An 18,332-nucleotide genomic window follows, 5' to 3' on the forward strand; every position below is an offset into this window, starting at 1 on the left:
GTGTCGCATATTGCAACACAATTTACATGAATAGGATTCCTCGACTGATATATACACTTTCAACATTCACACTAAGCATTTAGCGCAAAATACTACTATTTCTTCTTATAACCTATAGCAACATTACCTGCTTTATCAATACCTGGTACTTTAAGAACATTAGAGCTTGGCTTGTCTTTTAAATCAAATTTACCAACTAAAAATAAAGCTTTATACCCTGAACTAGGCAAATTAAACTGTGAGTCAACTAATTTGATGGGCTTATCTCCAATAGTGACTTTAGACAAATCATAATGAGAATCAAGAATGTCTCGTGATACAAAGAGATACAGTTCACCTTTATTCATGTAATCGTCTGGTAGGCGATATTCTTTCTGAGATACCTCTACTGTTTCCCAATGATACGACGCAAGTTCTGCCTTCTCCTCATCATCAGCACATGCAGAAAGAGAAAAGAGAGAACCTAGCAGCAGAAGCATAACAAGACAACTTTGAAAAATGTTTTTACAAAAAATAGTTTTACTCCTCATAACACCACTAGCCTCCTTCTCGTTAACACCACTTTGTATCAAATGATTATAAAACAGACTATTAAGTAAACAAGATCTAACATTCAATCTGATTACTGTAATAATCTTAGTAAATATCCTATTTTTTTTTATTAATTTGTCTAGACTATCGACACTAATTTCTTCGTTTACTAGCAAACTATGCCCTTTCATAAACAGCAAGGTTTGAAGAAACAGAAGAACCAATATCATCGCACGCGTTTAACGCCTCCAACAATATCCCTCATAAACGAAGCAATCACATGCAAATCTTCACCCTCATAATACTCAACAAGCAACTTCTTAAACTCAGGAACCTTATTTTCTGGAATAACCAACAAGCCTTTACCGTGAGAAATCAAATAATGTAGGGAACTTTTTTATGATTATTCCACCATTTTGTTCCCAAAAACATAAACAACTAGAGCACACAACTAGTCGGCTGAAAGGTAACAAAAATCACGCTCAAAAATCACGAGAACCCAGTTTAAAGCCCCCGCGCAAGAAAATAGCATATTGACCAATAATATGATGAGCAGCGCAACAATAAGCGTGCAAATACCAGCAGCGGTTTCTATAATCACATTATCCCAAAAAGCATGCTTGAAAAGGAGTGTTCAGTAAGGGATTAAAAGAAAACCAACTGAAAGCCTTTAAGCGGGAACATAAGAAATAAAACGACCATACAAGAGTAGAGATACTCTGTGTGGCCGTTTTCTTATACTCAGATACCGAAATAGTATTTGAGATTTTTAGAACAAACCTTGTATTTGAGCTTGTATTAACACTGCAGTAACGCTGGCACCTGTATTAATTAAAAAGTCTTTTAGTCCAACCAATGCTGATTTTAAAATATGCGGTTTCTTCTCTTCTTCAATTTTTAATTTGATGTCAGCTAATAATTCTGTTGCGGTTTCTATATCCTCTTTTGATAAATCAGATTCACTAATACTTTTTTCAACGGCATCAACTACATCCTTAACTTTATCATAGGAAAATGTAACTGTATTCTCACTTCCAGACACTATCTGTACATTATCGGATGGCGAATTGATCACACTTGTATTCCCGTAATAATTATTCACGGTTTGCGGCATGTTCACTGCGGATTCTTTTTCAGTCTCAGAGAAAACCATATTTTCCCCTACAATACCTTCCGATTCTAATTTCAATGTCCATTCTAAAATAGTATTTTTGACTTTTTCTTCAATGTCTTTAACTGCAGTTGTAGGTACATGTAATGCATAATCCATTGGAAGTAGCGAATCAGCCATTTTATCAAACAATGCAAGTTGTTCGCCTGAAAAATCTAAAGTTAATACATTTCCTGAGGACTGACATAAAGAAATGATTTCAGAAATTGAATTTACTAACTTTCTTTCACAAATCTTTTTTTCGTATTCATTATCCTGTATTGAGGTTGGAATCCAACCGCGATAAGGATTGAAAGTTTTTAAACTTCCACGAACCTTTCTATACTCAGGGCAAGATTCTGGGTCAGGATAACCATTTAATTCGTGTTGAATCCATTGATCAAAATCAGCAAGCTTTAATTTTGATGCAATCAAATGTGCTTTGCGTAATATATTAACAACATCGCAATTTGATGACACAATTTCATTCTGTAATTCTAAAACAATACTTCCCATGTTATTCACCATCCTTCTTTCTACCATATAGGGCACTATTCTCAGCAAACATCATAGTTCTTCACATAGAAGCAATAAGGAAAAGGAATAATCTAACTTTCTGAAGTTGTTTCAGAATGCTCCTCAAAATTTTCTACCTGCTCCATCACCTTTGTGAACACTTCAGGACTATACTGTGGCGGATAGCCGTTCTTAACCAAACAAATCTTTATCTTCAATTTTAACTGATTACGCACATTCTGATTGTTGAGCCAGTCCACAAATGAAGACTCGGTATCTATTATTTCCTTAACTTTTTTAGCAAGTGTCTTGCATTTATCGTTTATCACAACACCGTTAACTTCTTTGTCAATGCCATATTCAAACTTATACTGGTCACGAAGAGCAATCAAAATATCATAGAATGCCTTTTCTTCAAAGGTTAATCCTATTTTACGGAAACTCTCACGATTTTCGTTCATCTGACGAAGTATCACTAAAGCTTGTTCAGTTGCAGCCTTAATAATATCTTCTGAGGCAGCTTCCTGTGTTGCCCCGGCTTCTTCAGCAGTAAGGTGCTTACGTCTTTCATGGTACTCATCAATAGTCTTTTCAATCATTTCTTGGAAAGATTTCGCTGCTAATTGGTTAACCCTGCCATATTCCTTTATTTGCTTACGGAGCATTTTGATAAGTAATTCTAACTTTGTAGCAGGCATTTCTACATCTGATAATTTTTCAAAGTATTCAGGAGAGAAGATATCTTCTTCCTCGCCACTTTCAAGAACACTTTCTACCTTATTGTATTTTAATGCCTCTTCAACCATCTTTGATACCACAAGATTCATAGTTTCAGCATCAACATCGCTGGTTCCACTCATTTTACGAACGAAGCCTGCTATAGCCATAAAGCACTGTGCAAGCGCAGATTCTTCTTCGCCCAGATTTCCAGAAGGTTGGCAAATATCAAAAGCACTTCTCATTCTCTTAACAGACTTTAAGAAATATGTCTTAAATGAGACCTGATTAGTTTTTCCGTTTCCTTCTGTCTGCAAGACCTGTGCTGATGTAAAGACATACTCAGCCGCTTTGGAAAGTAATTTATATCTTTCAACAGGGTCACATTTCGTATTAAGGAATGGAGCTAAGTCATAATCTGTAAACAGTGCTTTAAGTATTTCAATCTCCTCCCTGAATGCAGAGGTAGCCTGCTCAACGTCATCCGATGTGGGAGCAACTGATGTATCACCACCGTAAACCTTCATGGCCTCACGCATATTATCGCGAATGCCAATATAGTCGATAACCATACCATATTCTTTGCCGGGATATTTTCTGTTTACACGACTGATAGTTTGAATCAGCAAGTGCTTCTTCAAAGGCTTATCGTTATATAAATATGTAAGTGACGGAACATCAAATCCCGTAATCCACATATCAACTACGATAACAATATGGAAATTAGACTTTTCCTGTTTAAAGGCTGCATCCAGTTCTTCGCAACGTTTATCATTTTTAACTCCACCAAGATAGTTATACATCTCAGCTTCATCATTACTTCCAACACTCGATACCATAGCCATAAATGGCATAGGCTTTAATTCTTTAAGTTCTTCATCTGTTGCAGTAACTCCGTCAGGAGTTTTCTTTTCTTCAAACCATTCCGGATATTTATCCTTGAATTTCAAAAGAAGTGAATATGCAATTTTTCTGCTAGAGCAGACAATCATTGCTTTCTGAATTCTATCTGGGTCACTATCACAAGATGAAATATAATGGTCATGAATATCTATAGCAAGCCTCTCCAAGCGAGAAGGCTCGCCAAGGATAACTTCCATAGAACTCATTGCACGTTTACTGGCTTCAATATCATCATACGTTGCACCATCATCGGCACACTTTTTATAGTAATTTTCAATTTCTTTAGCTTTGGTCTTATCAAGTAACACCTTGGCAATACGAGGATGATACTTAATAGAAACAGTTAGTCCATCTGCGACCGCCTGATCCATAGTGTATCTATCAATTTCCTGACCAAAGGTCTGATATGTTTCGGCAATAGGAGTTCCTGTGAAACCTACAAACGTAGCATGTTGAGGCGGTAAGTTTGCTAGTCAAGGAGTAAAACGACGAAGATTAGCATTTACTTCCGCCCATGCGATAGCTGTCCGTGATTGACAAGTGCTAGCACGCAGACAGAACGGAGATAGCGAACCGCTGAGTGTGTCGCTCTGCTCGTAAAAGCTTAGAAACCTTTGAACGAAAGGGATAATGAAAGCCTTGATTGCAAGGCTTTTTGCTTTATGGTGGGTAAGTATCAGAGTGAGAAAATTTTTGGAATGAGTAGAAGTGATAGCTAGAAATTATCAGTTTCTATTTCCATTTACCCTGTGGGTACGTGTTTGTTTCCATTGACAAGGAGTTTGTGGGAATAGAAATGTACCCACCTTGTTTGAATCAAGTGAAGTGTAGTTGAAGGAAATCTGTTGAAAGCAATACTTCATTTTACCGAATAAGTAATAATTTAGGCAACTTCAAATCGATTAAAAAAAAAACTATTTTAAAGGTTAAGAGTAGACAAAAATTGTCCACTCTTTTTTGCAAACTCAATTTATCAATAAATGAAATGAGGGAATGTAAAATGAAATATTTTGAGGTTGAGTTAGAAAATCCTGATGAATTTTTAAAACTACAAACAGAAGATTTTGTGAAAGCTAATCGCTTGCTACTAAGGAAGATAATCCAGAGCGTTACAGTCTATGAAGAAAACTTCGTCATATCCTTTAAATCTGGCATCGAATTGGAAGTATGAGTCTCATTCCATAACTTTTATATTGAACATATCATCTTGTTGTGTTATACTATAAATTGATATAAACAAAGATGTAGGAGGAACCGAAACTATGACAGCCTCAATGCGTTTAAGATAAGCTGGCAATAAAAAAAGCAGAATCTATACCCGATGATAGGCTTTTTTGTTGTGCTTATTTATACGATATTGAGCATTCATTAGTTACGGTGAGGATATTGGTTATTTAACTATACCTTTATTTAACTATGTCTTTAATATGAATGTTTCCAAATTGTATGTATGCAGACCAAAAGCCACATTGTGGGGTTTGGCCTGCATTTTTTATTGCCTAGAATGCTATTCAAAATAGAAATTCAAGCAAAATAATATGCAGGAGATAATATAAATGGAAAAATACAACAATTGGAAACGAAAATTTTATGCAATATGGGCAGGGCAAGCAGTATCATTAATCACTAGTGCCATCCTGCAAATGGCGATTATTTTTTACCTTACAGAAAAAACAGGATCTGCGATGGTCTTGTCTATGGCTTCATTAGTAGGTTTTTTACCCTATGCGATTTTGGGACCTGCCATTGGTGTGCTAGTGGATCGTCATGATAGGAAGAAGATAATGATTGGTGCCGATTTAATTATCGCAGCAGCTGGTGCAGTGCTTGCTATTGTTGCATTCTGTATGGAGCTACCTGTCTGGATGATTATGATAGTATTGTTTATCCGTAGCATTGGAACAGCTTTTCATACCCCAGCACTCAATGCGGTTACACCACTTTTAGTACCAGAAGAACAGCTAACGAAATGCGCAGGCTATAGTCAGTCTTTGCAGTCTATAAGCTATATTGTTAGTCCGGCAGTTGCAGCACTCTTATACTCCGTTTGGGATTTAAATGCTATTATTGCCATCGACGTATTGGGTGCTGTGATTGCATCTATTACGGTAGCAATTGTACGTATACCTAAGCTGGGTAATCAAGTGCAAAGTTTAGAACCAAATTTCATAAGGGAGATGAAAGAAGGAGTTGTGGTTCTGAGACAAAACAAAGGATTGTTTGCCTTATTACTCTTAGGAACACTATATACTTTTGTTTATATGCCAATCAATGCACTATTTCCTTTAATAAGCATGGAACACTTTAATGGAACGCCTGTGCATATTTCTATTACGGAAATTTCCTTTGCATTTGGGATGCTAGCAGGAGGCTTATTATTAGGAAGATTAGGGGGCTTCGAAAAGCATGTATTACTAATAACAAGTTCATTTTTTATAATGGGGACCAGTTTAGCCGTTTCGGGAATACTTCCTCCAAATGGATTTGTAATATTCGTAGTTTGCTGTGCAATAATGGGGCTTTCGGTGCCATTTTATAGCGGTGTGCAAACAGCTCTTTTTCAGGAGAAAATTAAGCCTGAATATTTAGGACGTGTATTTTCTTTGATCGGAAGTATCATGTCACTTGCTATGCCAATTGGGTTAATTCTTTCTGGATTCTTTGCTGATAAAATCGGTGTAAATCATTGGTTTTTACTATCAGGTATTTTAATTATTGGCATTGCTATAGTTTGCCAAATGATAACTGAGGTTAGAAAATTAGATTTAAAATAAACAATATTGGAGGAATATTTATGTATCTTATTTTCATGTAACTCTTCCTGCTAAAATCGCAGGGTTTTCCCTGCATACAAGCAAATGAAAGCATGCGATTATAGACAGGAGGAAATGTTATGGAATTAATATTAAAAGCAAAAGACATTCGTGTGGAATTCAAAGGACGCGATGTTTTAGATATAAATGAATTAGAAGTATATGATTATGACCGTATTGGTTTAGTAGGAGCAAATGGTGCTGGAAAAAGCACTTTACTCAGGGTACTTTTAGGAGAATTAACTCCCCCAGGATGTAAAATGAATCGTCTGGGTGAACTTGCCTATATTCCCCAGTTGGACGAAGTAACTCTGCAGGAGGAAAAAGATTTTGCACTTGTAGGCAAGCTAGGTGTTGAGCAATTAAATATACAGACTATGAGCGGTGGTGAAGAAACAAGGCTTAAAATAGCACAGGCCTTATCGGCACAGGTTCATGGTATTTTAGCGGATGAACCTACGAGCCATTTAGACCGTGAAGGAATTGATTTTCTAATAGGACAGCTAAAATATTTTACAGGTGCACTGTTAGTTATTAGCCATGACCGCTATTTTCTTGATGAAATAGTAGATAAAATATGGGAACTGAAAGATGGCAAAATCACTGAGTATTGGGGAAACTATTCTGATTATCTTCGTCAGAAAGAGGAAGAACGTAAGAGCCAAGCTGCAGAATACGAACAATTTATTGCGGAACGTGCCCGATTGGAAAGGGCTGCGGAGGAAAAGCGAAAACAGGCTCGTAAAATAGAACAGAAGGCAAAAGGTTCTTCAAAGAAAAAAAGTACTGAAGACGGAGGGCGTTTAGCTCATCAAAAATCAATAGGAAGTAAGGAAAAAAAGATGTATAATGCTGCTAAAACCCTAGAGCACAGGATTGCGGCCTTAGGAAAAGTAGAAGCTCCGGAAGGCATTCGCAGAATTCGTTTCAGGCAAAGTAAAGCATTGGAGCTCCATAATCCATACCCTATAGTCGGTGCAGAAATTAATAAAGTATTTGGGGATAAGGCTCTGTTTGAAAATGCATCTTTTCAAATTCCGTTAGGAGCAAAAGTGGCGTTAACTGGTGGTAATGGAATCGGAAAAACAACTTTAATCCAAATGATCTTAAACCATGAAGAAGGAATTTCTATTTCGCCTAAGGCAAAAATAGGTTACTTTGCACAGAATGGTTACAAGTACAACAGTAATCAGAATGTTATGGAGTTTATGCAGAAGGATTGTGACTACAATATATCAGAAATTCGTTCAGTGCTAGCATCTATGGGGTTCAAACAGAACGATATTGGAAAAAGTTTATCTGTTTTAAGCGGTGGAGAAATTATAAAATTGTTGCTTGCTAAAATGCTCATGGGTAGATATAACATCCTAATAATGGATGAACCCAGTAACTTCCTTGACATACCAAGTTTAGAGGCTTTGGAAATACTAATGAAGGAGTACACCGGAACTATCGTGTTTATCACCCACGATAAACGATTACTCGAAAATGTAGCAGATGTAGTTTATGAAATTAGAGATAAGAAAATAAATCTGAAACATTAAATTTAAGGTAGTCGCTGGTCAGTATAGTCTGTTCTGGTTGGCGACTCCATTGTTAAAGAGTATAAAGACTTTAGATTTTATGAATATTAAAAATAGGAACAGTCAATTGAACTGCTCCTATTTTTCTGCTAAATATATTGTAGTTTTCTTATATGTATAATGATAGATTAGCGGATTCTCATCTACGGTACTTACTTCAAATATGAAGAAGTGATCGCGGTTACCTGCATATTTGTTTTCTAACGCTTTTAGTGCGAGTAGGTTATCTCCATGTATGAGCATGTTTTCTGTATTAGGATCATTTTTGCAGTTTGATTTTTCTTTATCCTCAACTAGAATCCTAGGCTCTATTTTGATTTCTTTATCCTTACCAAGCCACGTAAGTTCCAGTTTTTGATTATTAGCCATTACTTTTCATCCTCCGCTATAAATTCCAAAATATCGTTGGGCGTGCAGTGTAAAGCTGTGCAGATACCTTCCACTTTTTCCAGTGATATATATTGCCCAGTGCGTAGTTTCGTAATAATGTTGGCGGAAATATTGCTCATTCTCATTAAGTCCTGATTGGAAATATCTTCTTCAATCATGCGATGTAATAGTTTTTTATAACTAACAGCCATAATTCCCTCCTTATTTTAATAGTTAAATATTATCACGATTCTGTGAGTATATCAACGATATAAAGAGCTAGCCACTCCGGAATATAGCAGATTAAAAAAGTCTCCTTTGCTATTCATTCAAGGCAAATGCCTAATGAATGCTTAGGAGATTTTTATTGTCAAAAATTTTTTCTAAAACCGTCAGATTACACCCTCTTTCATGGCTACCAAGTAGAAGACCAAAAAAACTTTTTAAGACAGGTTAAAAAGTCGGCTTTTTCTTTTGCCTGTGATGTAGAAGGGATAAGCCTTCTAGAAAAGGAGGATCAAATATGGATCTAGAGAAACTGCCAAAAGCACTAAAGAACAAGAATATCTTTTGTTCATGGAAGTACGAGCAGCAAGAAAACGGTAGGCTCACTAAGCCGCCTTATAACCCCATAACGGGAAAGAAAGCAGCTACAGACAACTTAAGCGATTTCACCTCGCTTGATGATGCCATGAAAGTAAAAGACCAATACGACGGAATTGGTATAAAGCTTGTTGATAACCTCTTAGGCATCGATTTAGACCACTGCATCGATAATGGCATCATTAAAGACTGGGCAAAAGAGATTATTGCCCATTTCAAGCACGCTTATATCGAATACAGCCCAAGTAAGCATGGCTTTCATATCCTGCTTCTGTTTAACGGCGCATACGATAAAAAGTCTTATTACATCAAGCATGGGGATATTGAGGTTTACAGCGCTCTAGCTACGAATCGCTATCTAACGGTTACGGGCAATGCGTATCAGGAAGGCGAGCTTTTAGAAGACGACGAAGCCATCATGTGGCTTTTAGACACGTACATGAAGCGAAACATAAACACTCATGAAAAAGAAAATAACGTGTGTGCAAGGTCATATTTAAGCGATACATCTGTTATTGAAAAAGCTGGTAACGCCGTAAATGGATCTAAATTTATAGCACTTTGGCATGGTGACATTTCGGCTTACCCTTCTCATAGCGAAGCGGATGCAGCGCTTGTGTCTATTCTTGCCTTTTACTGTGGTGGCAACAAGGAGCAAATAGACCGACTTTTTCGTAAGTCTGCTTTATTTCGTCCTAAGTGGGATGAACACCGTGGCACGGATACTTATGGCAATACAACCATTCAGAAAGCTGTTTCTAAATGTCATACCTTCTATGAGCCTTTCCATAATGCAAGCGCTGAGGAAGACTTTGATGATCTCTTATCTAAATTACAGGAACTAAAGCCTGATGAAAATATCCGATATCGCAACGGTGATTTAGGTAATGGCAGATTGTTTGCTGATATTTTCCAAAACATTCTGCACTATGTACCGGAGCGCAAGATGTGGTTCATCTTCGATGGTGTACGTTGGACTTGCGATATTGGAACGCTTAAAACGATGGAACTATGCAAGGATTTAGCTCTTTCTCTTATACGTTATGCTAGTGCCATTAAAGACGAGAGAACCCGTTCCATGCTTGTTGAGTATTGGAACAAATGGAGCAGCCGTCGTAACCGTGAGATTTATATCAAGGAAGCTCAAAGCGTTTACCCCATTTCGATGGAAGCGTTCGATAAGAACATTTATCTATTTAACTGCCAAAACGGAACTTTAGACCTTCAGCACGGTGTATTTCGCAAGCACTTAGCAACAGATCTTATTACCAAAGTATCACCTGTGTTTTATGACCCGAAGGCAAGAAGTGAACGTTTTCGCCAGTTTGTCGATGAAATTATGAGCGGAGATCGTGAAAAAGCCTTGTATCTTCAAAAGTCATTAGGCTATGCGTTAAGCGGTGATACGCGCTATGAGTGCATGTTCTTTCTTTTTGGAGAAAGCACAAGAAACGGTAAAGGCACACTCATGGAAAGCGTTCTGTCTGTGATGGGCGATTACGGAAAAGCGGTACGCGCGGAAACCATTGCTCTAAAGAAGAACCCTAATAGCTCACAGCCGACAGAGGATGTAGCACGCCTTGCCGGTGTTCGCTTTGCCAATATATCTGAGCCGAGCCGAGGACTATTCCTTAATTCAGCCCAAGTTAAATACATGACGGGAAGTGATACCTTAAACGCTCGATTCCTGCATGAGAACAGCTTTGACTTTAAACCACAGTTCAAACTGTACGTGAACACCAATTATCTGCCCGTCATCAGCGATATGACAGTGTTTAGTAGCGACCGCATGCAGATTATTCCCTTTAACAGGCATTTTGAAGCGTGGGAACAGGATAAAACCTTAAAGGCGGAGTTTTCTAAAAAAGAGGTGCAAAGTGCCATTTTAAACTGGCTTCTTGAAGGCTTTACCCACCTCCGAGATGAAGGCTTTAAGCCGCCTAATAGCGTTCTTGATGCCATTTTTAGTTATGCCCACGACAGTGACAAAATGGCACAGTTTGCTGAAGATGTACTCGTTAAAGACCAAAGCTCTGAGATTCGAACGGCAGTTGTATACGACCACTACAAGAAGTGGTGCATTGATAACGGCTGTTTTTCTGAGAACAGCAGAAACTTCAATCAGGAATTAAGAAAATTTGCCGAGGTTGTAAGAAAGCGTCCCAATACAGGCGGAGAAAAAACCACGCTTCTTAAAGGCTACAGGCTTAAAAGTGAGTTTAGCGATTTTTTAAGTGGCAACTAGTGGCAGTTAATAACCTATATCCCCATATAACCCTATAAGGCAATAACGAAATTTAACTGCCACATCATGCCACGTTTAAGGAGGTGGTGCCTATGATTGCGTAATTCGTATCGCAAACCTGTGTTGAACATGAAGAAGAAATACTATCATGCACAAATCAAAATACTGAAATGATTTCAGCTTTTTGACAACATTGAAGAAAGAAAACCTGCCTAGATACTGTGCTGTTGGAAATTTATTCGCATACTACTTTCTGAACCTAACCCCCTAGGGGGGGTCAAATCTCTAAAGAGTACCCCTTCGGGAACGGGCGCAGGGTCTTGCGTGCAAAAACAGCGAATTCAAAAGGGTAAATGGGCAAAATCAAGCAAATTACTGCAGCAATTGCAGAAAACAGTAATGAAAGGAACTAACAATTATGATTAACAGAGATATTGAAAAAGAAATGAAACTAGCAAGTCAGGACTACCACAACACGTTTTGGAACGTACTGCGCGACGCAAATGGTAATGCGAACAATATTGCAGGAAAACTGCGCCACATTCATACAGGTGCCTATGATTTGCCGACTTCTTCTCTAGCAAAACTCGAAGCAAAACTTGCAAACAAAAGTAATCTTAGAAAACTGTGTACAGTGGTAAAAGCACACTCGCAATCAAGCAAATTGTTCATCTATGAAGGTACACCGTTCACTAAATGGATGAAAGATTATGATGCGAATATCATTACGCATATGCCTATTAAAGATGGCTTTAAGCGTATTGATGTAACGGATTATACCCTAGTTAACCTTATTCGTTTGGGTACGGATTTTACAGCTGATCTTGACTTTGATATCGAAGAGTTCATCACAAGCGAACTGACAAAGCAATTTACATTGAGTGAGTCGGAAGCTTTTATAAATGGCGATGGGATAACTAAGCCGACAGGAATTTTATCAGATACATCAGGTGCTGAGGTTGCTGTGCAAGCAAAAGAGATTTCCGCAGATACCATCAAACATTTATTCTTCTCGCTAGATAGTAAGTATCGAGAAAATGCCACGTGGCTTATGAATGATGAAACTGCTCTTTATCTTCAAACCTTAAAGGACACTACCGGAGCATACATCCTACCTGATTTTGATGGCAACTTAATGGGCAGACCTGTGGTCATTGACAATGCCATGCCTTCTTCGCAAAAGGGAGCAAAAGTTATCGCCTTTGGTGATTTTTCCAACTATTGGATTATCGAACGCCATAACCCAACCATCAAGGTTCTAAACGAAATATTTTCTCTTATAGACCAGATAGGTTACCTCTCTTTTGAGTATTTGGATGGGAAACTGGTACATCCTGAAGCAATTAAAGTATTGCAACTTTCTTAAACAAGGAGGTCAAAATGCATGGATGAACAAATTAAGGATACACCGGTAAAAACCGAAGTGTTAAGAATCGGAAATACTGAATTTACGGTTAACTCTCTTGAAAGCAAGAGTGCTCAGAAAGGTGTCAAAGACCTAATCAAACACCTTATTTTAAGCAATTTAAACCATGTAATAGAAGCTAAATAACTTGATAAATTCTGAGTTATACGGGAATATATACTGACCGCTTGAAGGCTGTCGGAAAGGAGGAAAAACAGATGAATAAACTAAATAGACAGCCTTCTTATACTCTAGATAATGTAGGCAAGATAACGGCACTTTACTGCCGTTTATCCAAAGACGATGAATTACAAGGTGACAGCAATTCCATTATCAATCAAAAGAGCATGCTGAAAAAGTATGCCGAGGATAATCATTTCAACAATCTTATGTTCTTTGTAGACGATGGCTACTCGGGTACTAATTTCCAGCGACCTGATTGGCTTAAATTAACTGCTCTCATTGACGAAGGAAAGATTGGAACCATTATCGTCAAGGACATGTCACGCTTGGGTAGAGATTATCTGCAAGTTGGTATGTATACAGAGATGGTATTCCCTAACGCTGATATTCGCTTTATTGCAATAAATAACGGCGTAGATAGCAATAATCAGTCAGACAACGACATGACACCTTTCATCAACATCTTCAATGAGTTTTATGCTAAAGACACAAGCAGAAAAATAAAAGCTGTGTTTAAAGCAAAAGGACAAAGTGGGAAGCCGCTCTGCATCAATCCTCCTTACGGATATCTTAAGGATCCTGAAGATAAAAATCATTGGATTGTAGATGAAGAAGCTGCCAGTGTAGTGCGTGAAATCTTTAGACTCTGCGTTAATGGGTATGGGCCTAGCCAGATTGCCAATGAGCTAATCAAAAGGAATATTCCAACACCTTCTGAGCATTTTTTCTCTCTTGGTATTAAAATTCCTTCCGCGAAATCGGAGATTAAGGGAGTCTGGAATCAAAAAACTATCTCTAATATGCTTGAAAAGCAAGAATATCTTGGGCATACGGTCAATTTCAAAACAAGAAAGAAATCGTACAAGTGCAAGAAAACATTATTGAATCCCAAAGAAGACTGGCTAATTTTCAAAAACACACACGAAGCAATTATTGACCAGGAAACTTTTGATATTGTTCAACGTATAAGAGATGGTAGACGAGTGCGTACCAATCTTGGAGAGATGCCGGTGTTATCGGGAATGCTATTTTGTGCGGATTGTGGTAACAAGCTTTATCAGGTTCGAGGAAAAGGTTGGAGCCATGATAAAGAATACTTTGTCTGTGCTACATATCGTAAGCAAAAAGGCAAATGCTCATCACATCAAATTAGAAATATTCAGATCGAAGCAATACTGCTTCACGAGCTACGAATGATTACTTCATTTGCCAAACAGCACGAAGAAGAGTTCGTGGGACTTGTGATGAAGAAAAGCGAGAAAGAACTAACCCAAAAGTTAAAGTCCTCTAATAGGGAACTCGAGCAAGCAAAAGCAAGAATTAGCAAACTTGACACAATTGTTCAGCATCTCTATGAAGACAACTTAGACGGTAAAATTTCTGATGAACGATTTAAGAGCATGTCTGAGTCCTACGACAAGGAACAAGCTGAACTGAAAAGCAAGATTGAATCCCTTGAAGCCTTTATTTCTAAAGCGCAAGAGGAATGTCTCAACGTGGATTCTTTCTTGAAATTAGTACGACAATACACAGATATACAAGAACTTAATGCAGAGATCATTCGAACCTTTGTAGATAAGATTTATGTTGAAAAATCTGAAAAGGTAGCAGGTACAAGAACCAAGAAACAAACCATATGGATACAGTGGAATTACATAGGTGCAGTTGATATTCCACTCCATAAGTAAAATCGGCGTAGCCGGTAGTAATACCGATTACGCCGATAATTTTTTAGGAATTAAATCCCTAAGTGAATGCCCCTAAAGCACTGGCCTTACATTCGTCTCACTCATCATCTCTCCCCAAAAAATGCAATTACAGAATATCGTGCTTTGATTGCGTAGAATTTCTAAAAAATTGCCCTAAGCCCCTTTTGACCTATAACCCTTAGTCTGCGAGTTTATTTCGCAAGTTACAGATTGTCAAAATACACTACAAATGTAACTTGTTGTTACCGTTTCAATGTTTTCAAATACTCTTTTTGATCTTTTGTAACACGATTACTTTCGCGTGCTTTTTGTATCGCCTTATTATGAGTTTGTGCATCTAATCGATGATTTTCAATGTATTTTATAGTCACATCCCATTGCTTTGTCAAAGCAGTTGCAAAAAACCATGCAATCATCATCTGAACGTAATACTCGTCACTATTAACAGAAACGGGTATTTCCAAATACTCAGGCTTAAAATCATCATCAAGAAAGTAAGACATTAACAACTCAATTCCAAAGCGACAAGTATATGCCTTTCCAGATGCTGACCATTCTTTTATTTTTTCCAAAAGCGCTGTTTTATTCTTTTTGAAAATCTTTGGAGACATGATATCGCAAACAGCCCAATTATCTACATAAGGCAGAAATTCATCGACTGCCACGATACAATCATTATAGTCTTTCATTTCAGACACAATAAGTCCGTGAAGTATATTTTCATCATAATATTTATGCGGTAAATCTTTCAGAAAGTTAGATACTTCTGGCTCCTTTGCAATTCTTTTGGCAAGATTTCTAGCCTCCGGAACTCGGACACCTATAAACAGATCCCTCGCAATATTTGGTGTCAATTTCGCTTGAAAATCAGCATATGAAATATCCTGCAATGCAAATAGTTCTTCTTTGATATTCACTTCTCGCATTCTCCAAACTATTCTAATTAACCACCCAGCCCTCGTATTTTATAAATTCTACAATCTCTATACACATAAGGCAAAGTTTTAAAATACAAAAAGGGAAAGTTTCATTGCAAAAGACATAACATTCTATGCTACTTATAATGAGTGTTCTAGTGATCTACACTCTTTTAACATTCGCGCTAATCTCGTATTTAAAAAAATGGTGATGCTCTCAATTCTGTTTGCAATGACTTCACTTCATTCATCCTAATTTAAATAGTAGTTAAACTTTTGCTTTCATATGCTTGCGTATGCTTGCAACTATTTTGTAAAATAAGCACAGAGAGGACGCGAACGCAATGACAAACACGAACGCTGTATATGCAAGAATCGATACAAATCTTAAAGAAAACGCTGAAAGCATATTAAACCAGCTTGGAATAACACCATCTTCAGCAATCCAAATGCTTTACAGCCAGATTGTTTTACAAAAAGGCATGCCATTTGAACTCCGCTTGCCAACTAATAAGCAAGAAAAGCCTACTGCTTTAGGCAGCTTAACAAGAGATGAGTTGGATAAAGAATTACAAAAAGGCATCGACTCTATTCCGACTGGCAAACAATACAGTGCAGACGAAGTAGACAAATTCTTCGCTAAGGAATACGGCGTATGAGCACAACCTATAGCGTCATTTATTCTCCGCAAGCGTTCCTTGATCTCACTGAGCTATACGGAATATATTCGCTTTACATTACAAGTTCCTAAAACGGCAGAAAACCACATTCTTCTGACCAATTCCCAACCAACTACCAGTTCTTACTTATCACGCAACTTACCAACTTGCGTAAATTCCTTATCCCCAACACACATCTTCTTATCAGTGAACTTTACTCGCATCATTCTGCTAATAATATACTCATCCGTTATCAGCACAAAAAATTGCTTTTCTTTTTTATTCACCAAGTAATACTGTTCACTGCCAATACTCTCTACCGCTTTACCGAATGCAAACGTATCAAACAAAGGAATACCATCGAACAAAGTAGTAATACACCCGATAAAATTATCCATAAACTTTTCAGACGAATTTGGAATAAACTTCGTCACAGTGAGCATAATAATTTCAGCGTCTGCATATTCATCGCGAATAATTTGTTCCTTCATCTTGATTTTCTTACGAACACCCAATTTTGCATTAAGACCATACTTCGCTAAATCAATAGGCTTCTTAATGATTGACAAATCAATAGCATTGTCTTTATCCAACAAATAGTCGACAGTAACACCCAGCGCATCCGCAATCACCTTCAAATTTGCAACATCCGGCAGACCGCGACCACCTTCCCACTTCGCTACCGCAGCACGCGAAACCATAATCATTTCAGCAAGTTCTTCCTGAGTTAAACCCGCTTCCACGCGCGCATTTCTGATTTTTTCTCCTAACAACATCGTATAACTCCTTTCATTGGCTATGAGTTTTCGTTCTTAACGATTATTTGTTTTGCTCGTAATGCAATTAATAATCGCACTGCGTAATTACATGCTAACGAGCAACATATGAATAGAAAAGGAACGAACGAGAACACAAGCGTTACGAATCGTAACATGGCATTTTCTTGGCAAGCGCGCACATAATTATGTGAAAATACCTGTTTCAAAAGAAATTTATACAAAACTAACATAGAACGTACAAAATCCAAGGTGCACGAGCCATACAACACAACGCGCCGAAGACCGATATCCGCCTCATTGCTCTGATCTCATTCATGCCAATCCCCAACAACGAACGTACGGAATAAGGCAACGGAAACATATGTTTGTTGTCAGGTATATTTTGCGTTATCTTTTATCATATATCACATTATTATATATGTTTTGGTGCATTTAATCACATTATTATACTTATTTTAGTGTTTTTTATCACATTATTATGCATTGCGTAACTATCAGCATAAAAACAACACTCTCGACGCGCGCAGAGCCTTTTGCTCAAAGAAGAAAAACAGTCTCACAAAATCTTATGCAGCTACTGCGGTTCTTTTCCGTGGGTGCTACTTGATAACGAGAACAATATCTGTAAGAACAATACCAACGACTACGCTTACCCATGCCAAACTCGGTGTAAGCGGCCAAAGTGCGTAAAGCTAAGCTGGTGAACATAGCGTACTAACGTAGTGCACTACTTCTGAGCAGACATATAGTCGCACCCACCATGGAAACAGTCTTATAAAATCTGCAAATTGCTCAATATTTGTAAGAATTATATATTCTATAGGAGAATAAAAATACGAATGATAAAATCATTGTCGTTCAAAAACGTATTCGCCGACAGTATCCCCTTTACCTGGAATTATGCATACTGTTATGAAGTTCCCTCTTTTGTTTTCGTGTGTATTTGAGAAAACACCAGAAGAAGTAAATTTAGAAGAATCCTCAGTAAATGTAATTACAGAATCATTGAGCTTCCAAGTTCCAGAAAATGTGCCATCATTGTTCGTATATATGTATGTACCGTCATCTTTTATTTTTAAAATACGCTCAGGATGTGCATAGTCGTGATCTGGATTATATTCATACCAAGTTCCTGCAACTTTAGATGAACTACCACAACCTGCTAATGAAACGCAAAAACTCAGCAATAGCATCATAATTAAAGCAGAGGATGAGAATTTACAAATTACTTTTTTCATATTCATGCCCTC

General features: G+C 37.6%; 16 protein-coding genes and 2 pseudogenes. 8 read left to right on the plus strand and 10 right to left on the minus strand.

Features of this window, described 5'->3' with window-relative positions; translation table 11 throughout:
• Positions 1–95: 95 nt before the first annotated feature.
• From AC1EKT_RS01915 to AC1EKT_RS01935, 5 genes and pseudogenes are all read right to left on the minus strand, one after another.
• The gene (locus tag AC1EKT_RS01915) at positions 96–530 is read right to left on the minus strand and encodes a hypothetical protein (protein ID WP_415686860.1); all 435 of its coding nucleotides are present in this window, start codon (positions 528–530) and stop codon (positions 96–98) included.
• A 227-nt stretch (positions 531–757) separates the two neighbouring features.
• Positions 758–910 (minus strand): hypothetical protein, encoded by a 153-nt coding sequence (locus tag AC1EKT_RS01920; protein ID WP_415687030.1) that lies wholly within the window; start codon positions 908–910, stop codon positions 758–760.
• Between the two features lie 390 nt (positions 911–1,300).
• Positions 1,301–2,224, minus strand: coding sequence for an AbiTii domain-containing protein (locus AC1EKT_RS01925; protein WP_020757464.1), 924 nt, complete (start codon positions 2,222–2,224; stop codon positions 1,301–1,303).
• Positions 2,225–2,289: 65 nt separating this feature from the next.
• Positions 2,290–4,023: a type I restriction enzyme endonuclease domain-containing protein gene (locus tag AC1EKT_RS01930; protein ID WP_306467725.1), complete on the minus strand. Its 1,734-nt coding sequence runs from the start codon at positions 4,021–4,023 to the stop codon at positions 2,290–2,292.
• A 63-nt stretch (positions 4,024–4,086) separates the two neighbouring features.
• A pseudogene (locus AC1EKT_RS01935) lies at positions 4,087–4,257 on the minus strand (hypothetical protein); the annotation flags it as partial.
• Positions 4,258–5,373: 1,116 nt separating this feature from the next.
• Between AC1EKT_RS01935 and mef(A) the strand changes: the two are divergent.
• Positions 5,374–6,591, plus strand: coding sequence for a macrolide efflux MFS transporter Mef(A) (mef(A), locus tag AC1EKT_RS01940; RefSeq protein ID WP_000417519.1), 1,218 nt, complete (start codon positions 5,374–5,376; stop codon positions 6,589–6,591).
• Positions 6,592–6,710: 119 nt separating this feature from the next.
• On the plus strand, positions 6,711–8,174 hold the full coding sequence (msr(D), locus tag AC1EKT_RS01945; protein WP_000420313.1) for an ABC-F type ribosomal protection protein Msr(D): 1,464 nt from the start codon (positions 6,711–6,713) through the stop codon (positions 8,172–8,174).
• Positions 8,175–8,291: 117 nt separating this feature from the next.
• On the opposite strand, the gene AC1EKT_RS01950 is transcribed toward msr(D), so the two are convergent.
• Positions 8,292–8,582 (minus strand): DUF5960 family protein, encoded by a 291-nt coding sequence (locus AC1EKT_RS01950; protein WP_004121959.1) that lies wholly within the window; start codon positions 8,580–8,582, stop codon positions 8,292–8,294.
• A complete protein-coding gene (locus tag AC1EKT_RS01955) occupies positions 8,582–8,794 on the minus strand; it encodes a helix-turn-helix domain-containing protein (RefSeq protein WP_004121956.1) in 213 nt (70 codons plus the stop codon). Before AC1EKT_RS01955 ends, AC1EKT_RS01950 begins: the two co-directional genes overlap by 1 nt.
• Positions 8,795–9,105: 311 nt before the next feature.
• Here AC1EKT_RS01955 and AC1EKT_RS01960 point away from each other — a divergent pair, with 311 nt between their 5' ends.
• The 4 genes from AC1EKT_RS01960 to AC1EKT_RS01975 all read left to right on the plus strand — a co-directional run bounded on the left by AC1EKT_RS01960 (position 9,106) and on the right by AC1EKT_RS01975 (position 14,706).
• Positions 9,106–11,430 carry a phage/plasmid primase, P4 family gene (locus tag AC1EKT_RS01960; protein ID WP_481615959.1) on the plus strand — a complete coding sequence of 775 codons (2,325 nt, stop codon included), beginning with the start codon at positions 9,106–9,108 and terminating at the stop codon, positions 11,428–11,430.
• Between the two features lie 418 nt (positions 11,431–11,848).
• Positions 11,849–12,796, plus strand: a complete 948-nt coding sequence (locus AC1EKT_RS01965; RefSeq protein WP_004121942.1) for a phage major capsid protein — start codon at positions 11,849–11,851, stop codon at positions 12,794–12,796.
• A gap of 18 nt (positions 12,797–12,814) precedes the next feature.
• A complete protein-coding gene (locus AC1EKT_RS01970) occupies positions 12,815–12,982 on the plus strand; it encodes a hypothetical protein (protein ID WP_004121940.1) in 168 nt (55 codons plus the stop codon).
• Positions 12,983–13,053: 71 nt separating this feature from the next.
• Positions 13,054–14,706 (plus strand): recombinase family protein, encoded by a 1,653-nt coding sequence (locus tag AC1EKT_RS01975; RefSeq protein ID WP_050567752.1) that lies wholly within the window; start codon positions 13,054–13,056, stop codon positions 14,704–14,706.
• Positions 14,707–14,969: 263 nt separating this feature from the next.
• Here AC1EKT_RS01975 and AC1EKT_RS01980 read toward each other — a convergent pair whose 3' ends face one another.
• Positions 14,970–15,653, minus strand: a complete 684-nt coding sequence (locus AC1EKT_RS01980; RefSeq protein ID WP_481616912.1) for a DNA alkylation repair protein — start codon at positions 15,651–15,653, stop codon at positions 14,970–14,972.
• Between the two features lie 335 nt (positions 15,654–15,988).
• Here AC1EKT_RS01980 and AC1EKT_RS01985 point away from each other — a divergent pair, with 335 nt between their 5' ends.
• Both AC1EKT_RS01985 and AC1EKT_RS01990 read left to right on the plus strand, forming a co-directional pair.
• On the plus strand, positions 15,989–16,303 hold the full coding sequence (locus AC1EKT_RS01985; protein WP_415686862.1) for a type II toxin-antitoxin system RelB/DinJ family antitoxin: 315 nt from the start codon (positions 15,989–15,991) through the stop codon (positions 16,301–16,303).
• Positions 16,300–16,414 (plus strand): annotated as a pseudogene (locus tag AC1EKT_RS01990) (type II toxin-antitoxin system RelE/ParE family toxin); the annotation flags it as partial. The gene AC1EKT_RS01985 and the pseudogene AC1EKT_RS01990, both read left to right, overlap by 4 nt.
• A 32-nt stretch (positions 16,415–16,446) precedes the next feature.
• Here the strand turns inward: AC1EKT_RS01990 and AC1EKT_RS01995 are convergent.
• Together AC1EKT_RS01995 and AC1EKT_RS02000 are read right to left on the minus strand one after the other, a co-directional pair.
• Positions 16,447–17,079: a helix-turn-helix domain-containing protein gene (locus tag AC1EKT_RS01995; protein WP_415686863.1), complete on the minus strand. Its 633-nt coding sequence runs from the start codon at positions 17,077–17,079 to the stop codon at positions 16,447–16,449.
• Between the two features lie 851 nt (positions 17,080–17,930).
• The gene (locus AC1EKT_RS02000) at positions 17,931–18,278 is read right to left on the minus strand and encodes a lipocalin-like domain-containing protein (protein WP_415689724.1); all 348 of its coding nucleotides are present in this window, start codon (positions 18,276–18,278) and stop codon (positions 17,931–17,933) included.
• Positions 18,279–18,332: the final 54 nt, after the last annotated feature.

This window comes from Bifidobacterium sp. C0047B3 (genome assembly GCF_056590535.1).

Excerpts from the sequence above, each read along its gene's own strand:
- AC1EKT_RS01965 (WP_004121942.1), top strand. The coding sequence starts at position 11,849 with ATGATTAACAGAGATATTGAAAAAGAAATGAAACTAGCAAGTCAGGAC.
- AC1EKT_RS01975 (WP_050567752.1), top strand. The coding sequence starts at position 13,054 with ATGAATAAACTAAATAGACAGCCTTCTTATACTCTAGATAATGTAGGC.
- AC1EKT_RS01960 (WP_481615959.1), top strand. The coding sequence starts at position 9,106 with ATGGATCTAGAGAAACTGCCAAAAGCACTAAAGAACAAGAATATCTTT.
- AC1EKT_RS01980 (WP_481616912.1), bottom strand. The coding sequence starts at position 15,653 with ATGCGAGAAGTGAATATCAAAGAAGAACTATTTGCATTGCAGGATATT.
- AC1EKT_RS01995 (WP_415686863.1), bottom strand. The coding sequence starts at position 17,079 with ATGTTGTTAGGAGAAAAAATCAGAAATGCGCGCGTGGAAGCGGGTTTA.
- AC1EKT_RS01985 (WP_415686862.1), top strand. The coding sequence starts at position 15,989 with ATGACAAACACGAACGCTGTATATGCAAGAATCGATACAAATCTTAAA.
- AC1EKT_RS02000 (WP_415689724.1), bottom strand. The coding sequence starts at position 18,278 with ATGATGCTATTGCTGAGTTTTTGCGTTTCATTAGCAGGTTGTGGTAGT.
- AC1EKT_RS01915 (WP_415686860.1), bottom strand. The coding sequence starts at position 530 with ATGAGGAGTAAAACTATTTTTTGTAAAAACATTTTTCAAAGTTGTCTT.
- AC1EKT_RS01970 (WP_004121940.1), top strand. The coding sequence starts at position 12,815 with ATGGATGAACAAATTAAGGATACACCGGTAAAAACCGAAGTGTTAAGA.
- AC1EKT_RS01955 (WP_004121956.1), bottom strand. The coding sequence starts at position 8,794 with ATGGCTGTTAGTTATAAAAAACTATTACATCGCATGATTGAAGAAGAT.
- AC1EKT_RS01930 (WP_306467725.1), bottom strand. The coding sequence starts at position 4,023 with ATGAGTTCTATGGAAGTTATCCTTGGCGAGCCTTCTCGCTTGGAGAGG.
- AC1EKT_RS01950 (WP_004121959.1), bottom strand. The coding sequence starts at position 8,582 with ATGGCTAATAATCAAAAACTGGAACTTACGTGGCTTGGTAAGGATAAA.
- AC1EKT_RS01925 (WP_020757464.1), bottom strand. The coding sequence starts at position 2,224 with ATGGTAGAAAGAAGGATGGTGAATAACATGGGAAGTATTGTTTTAGAA.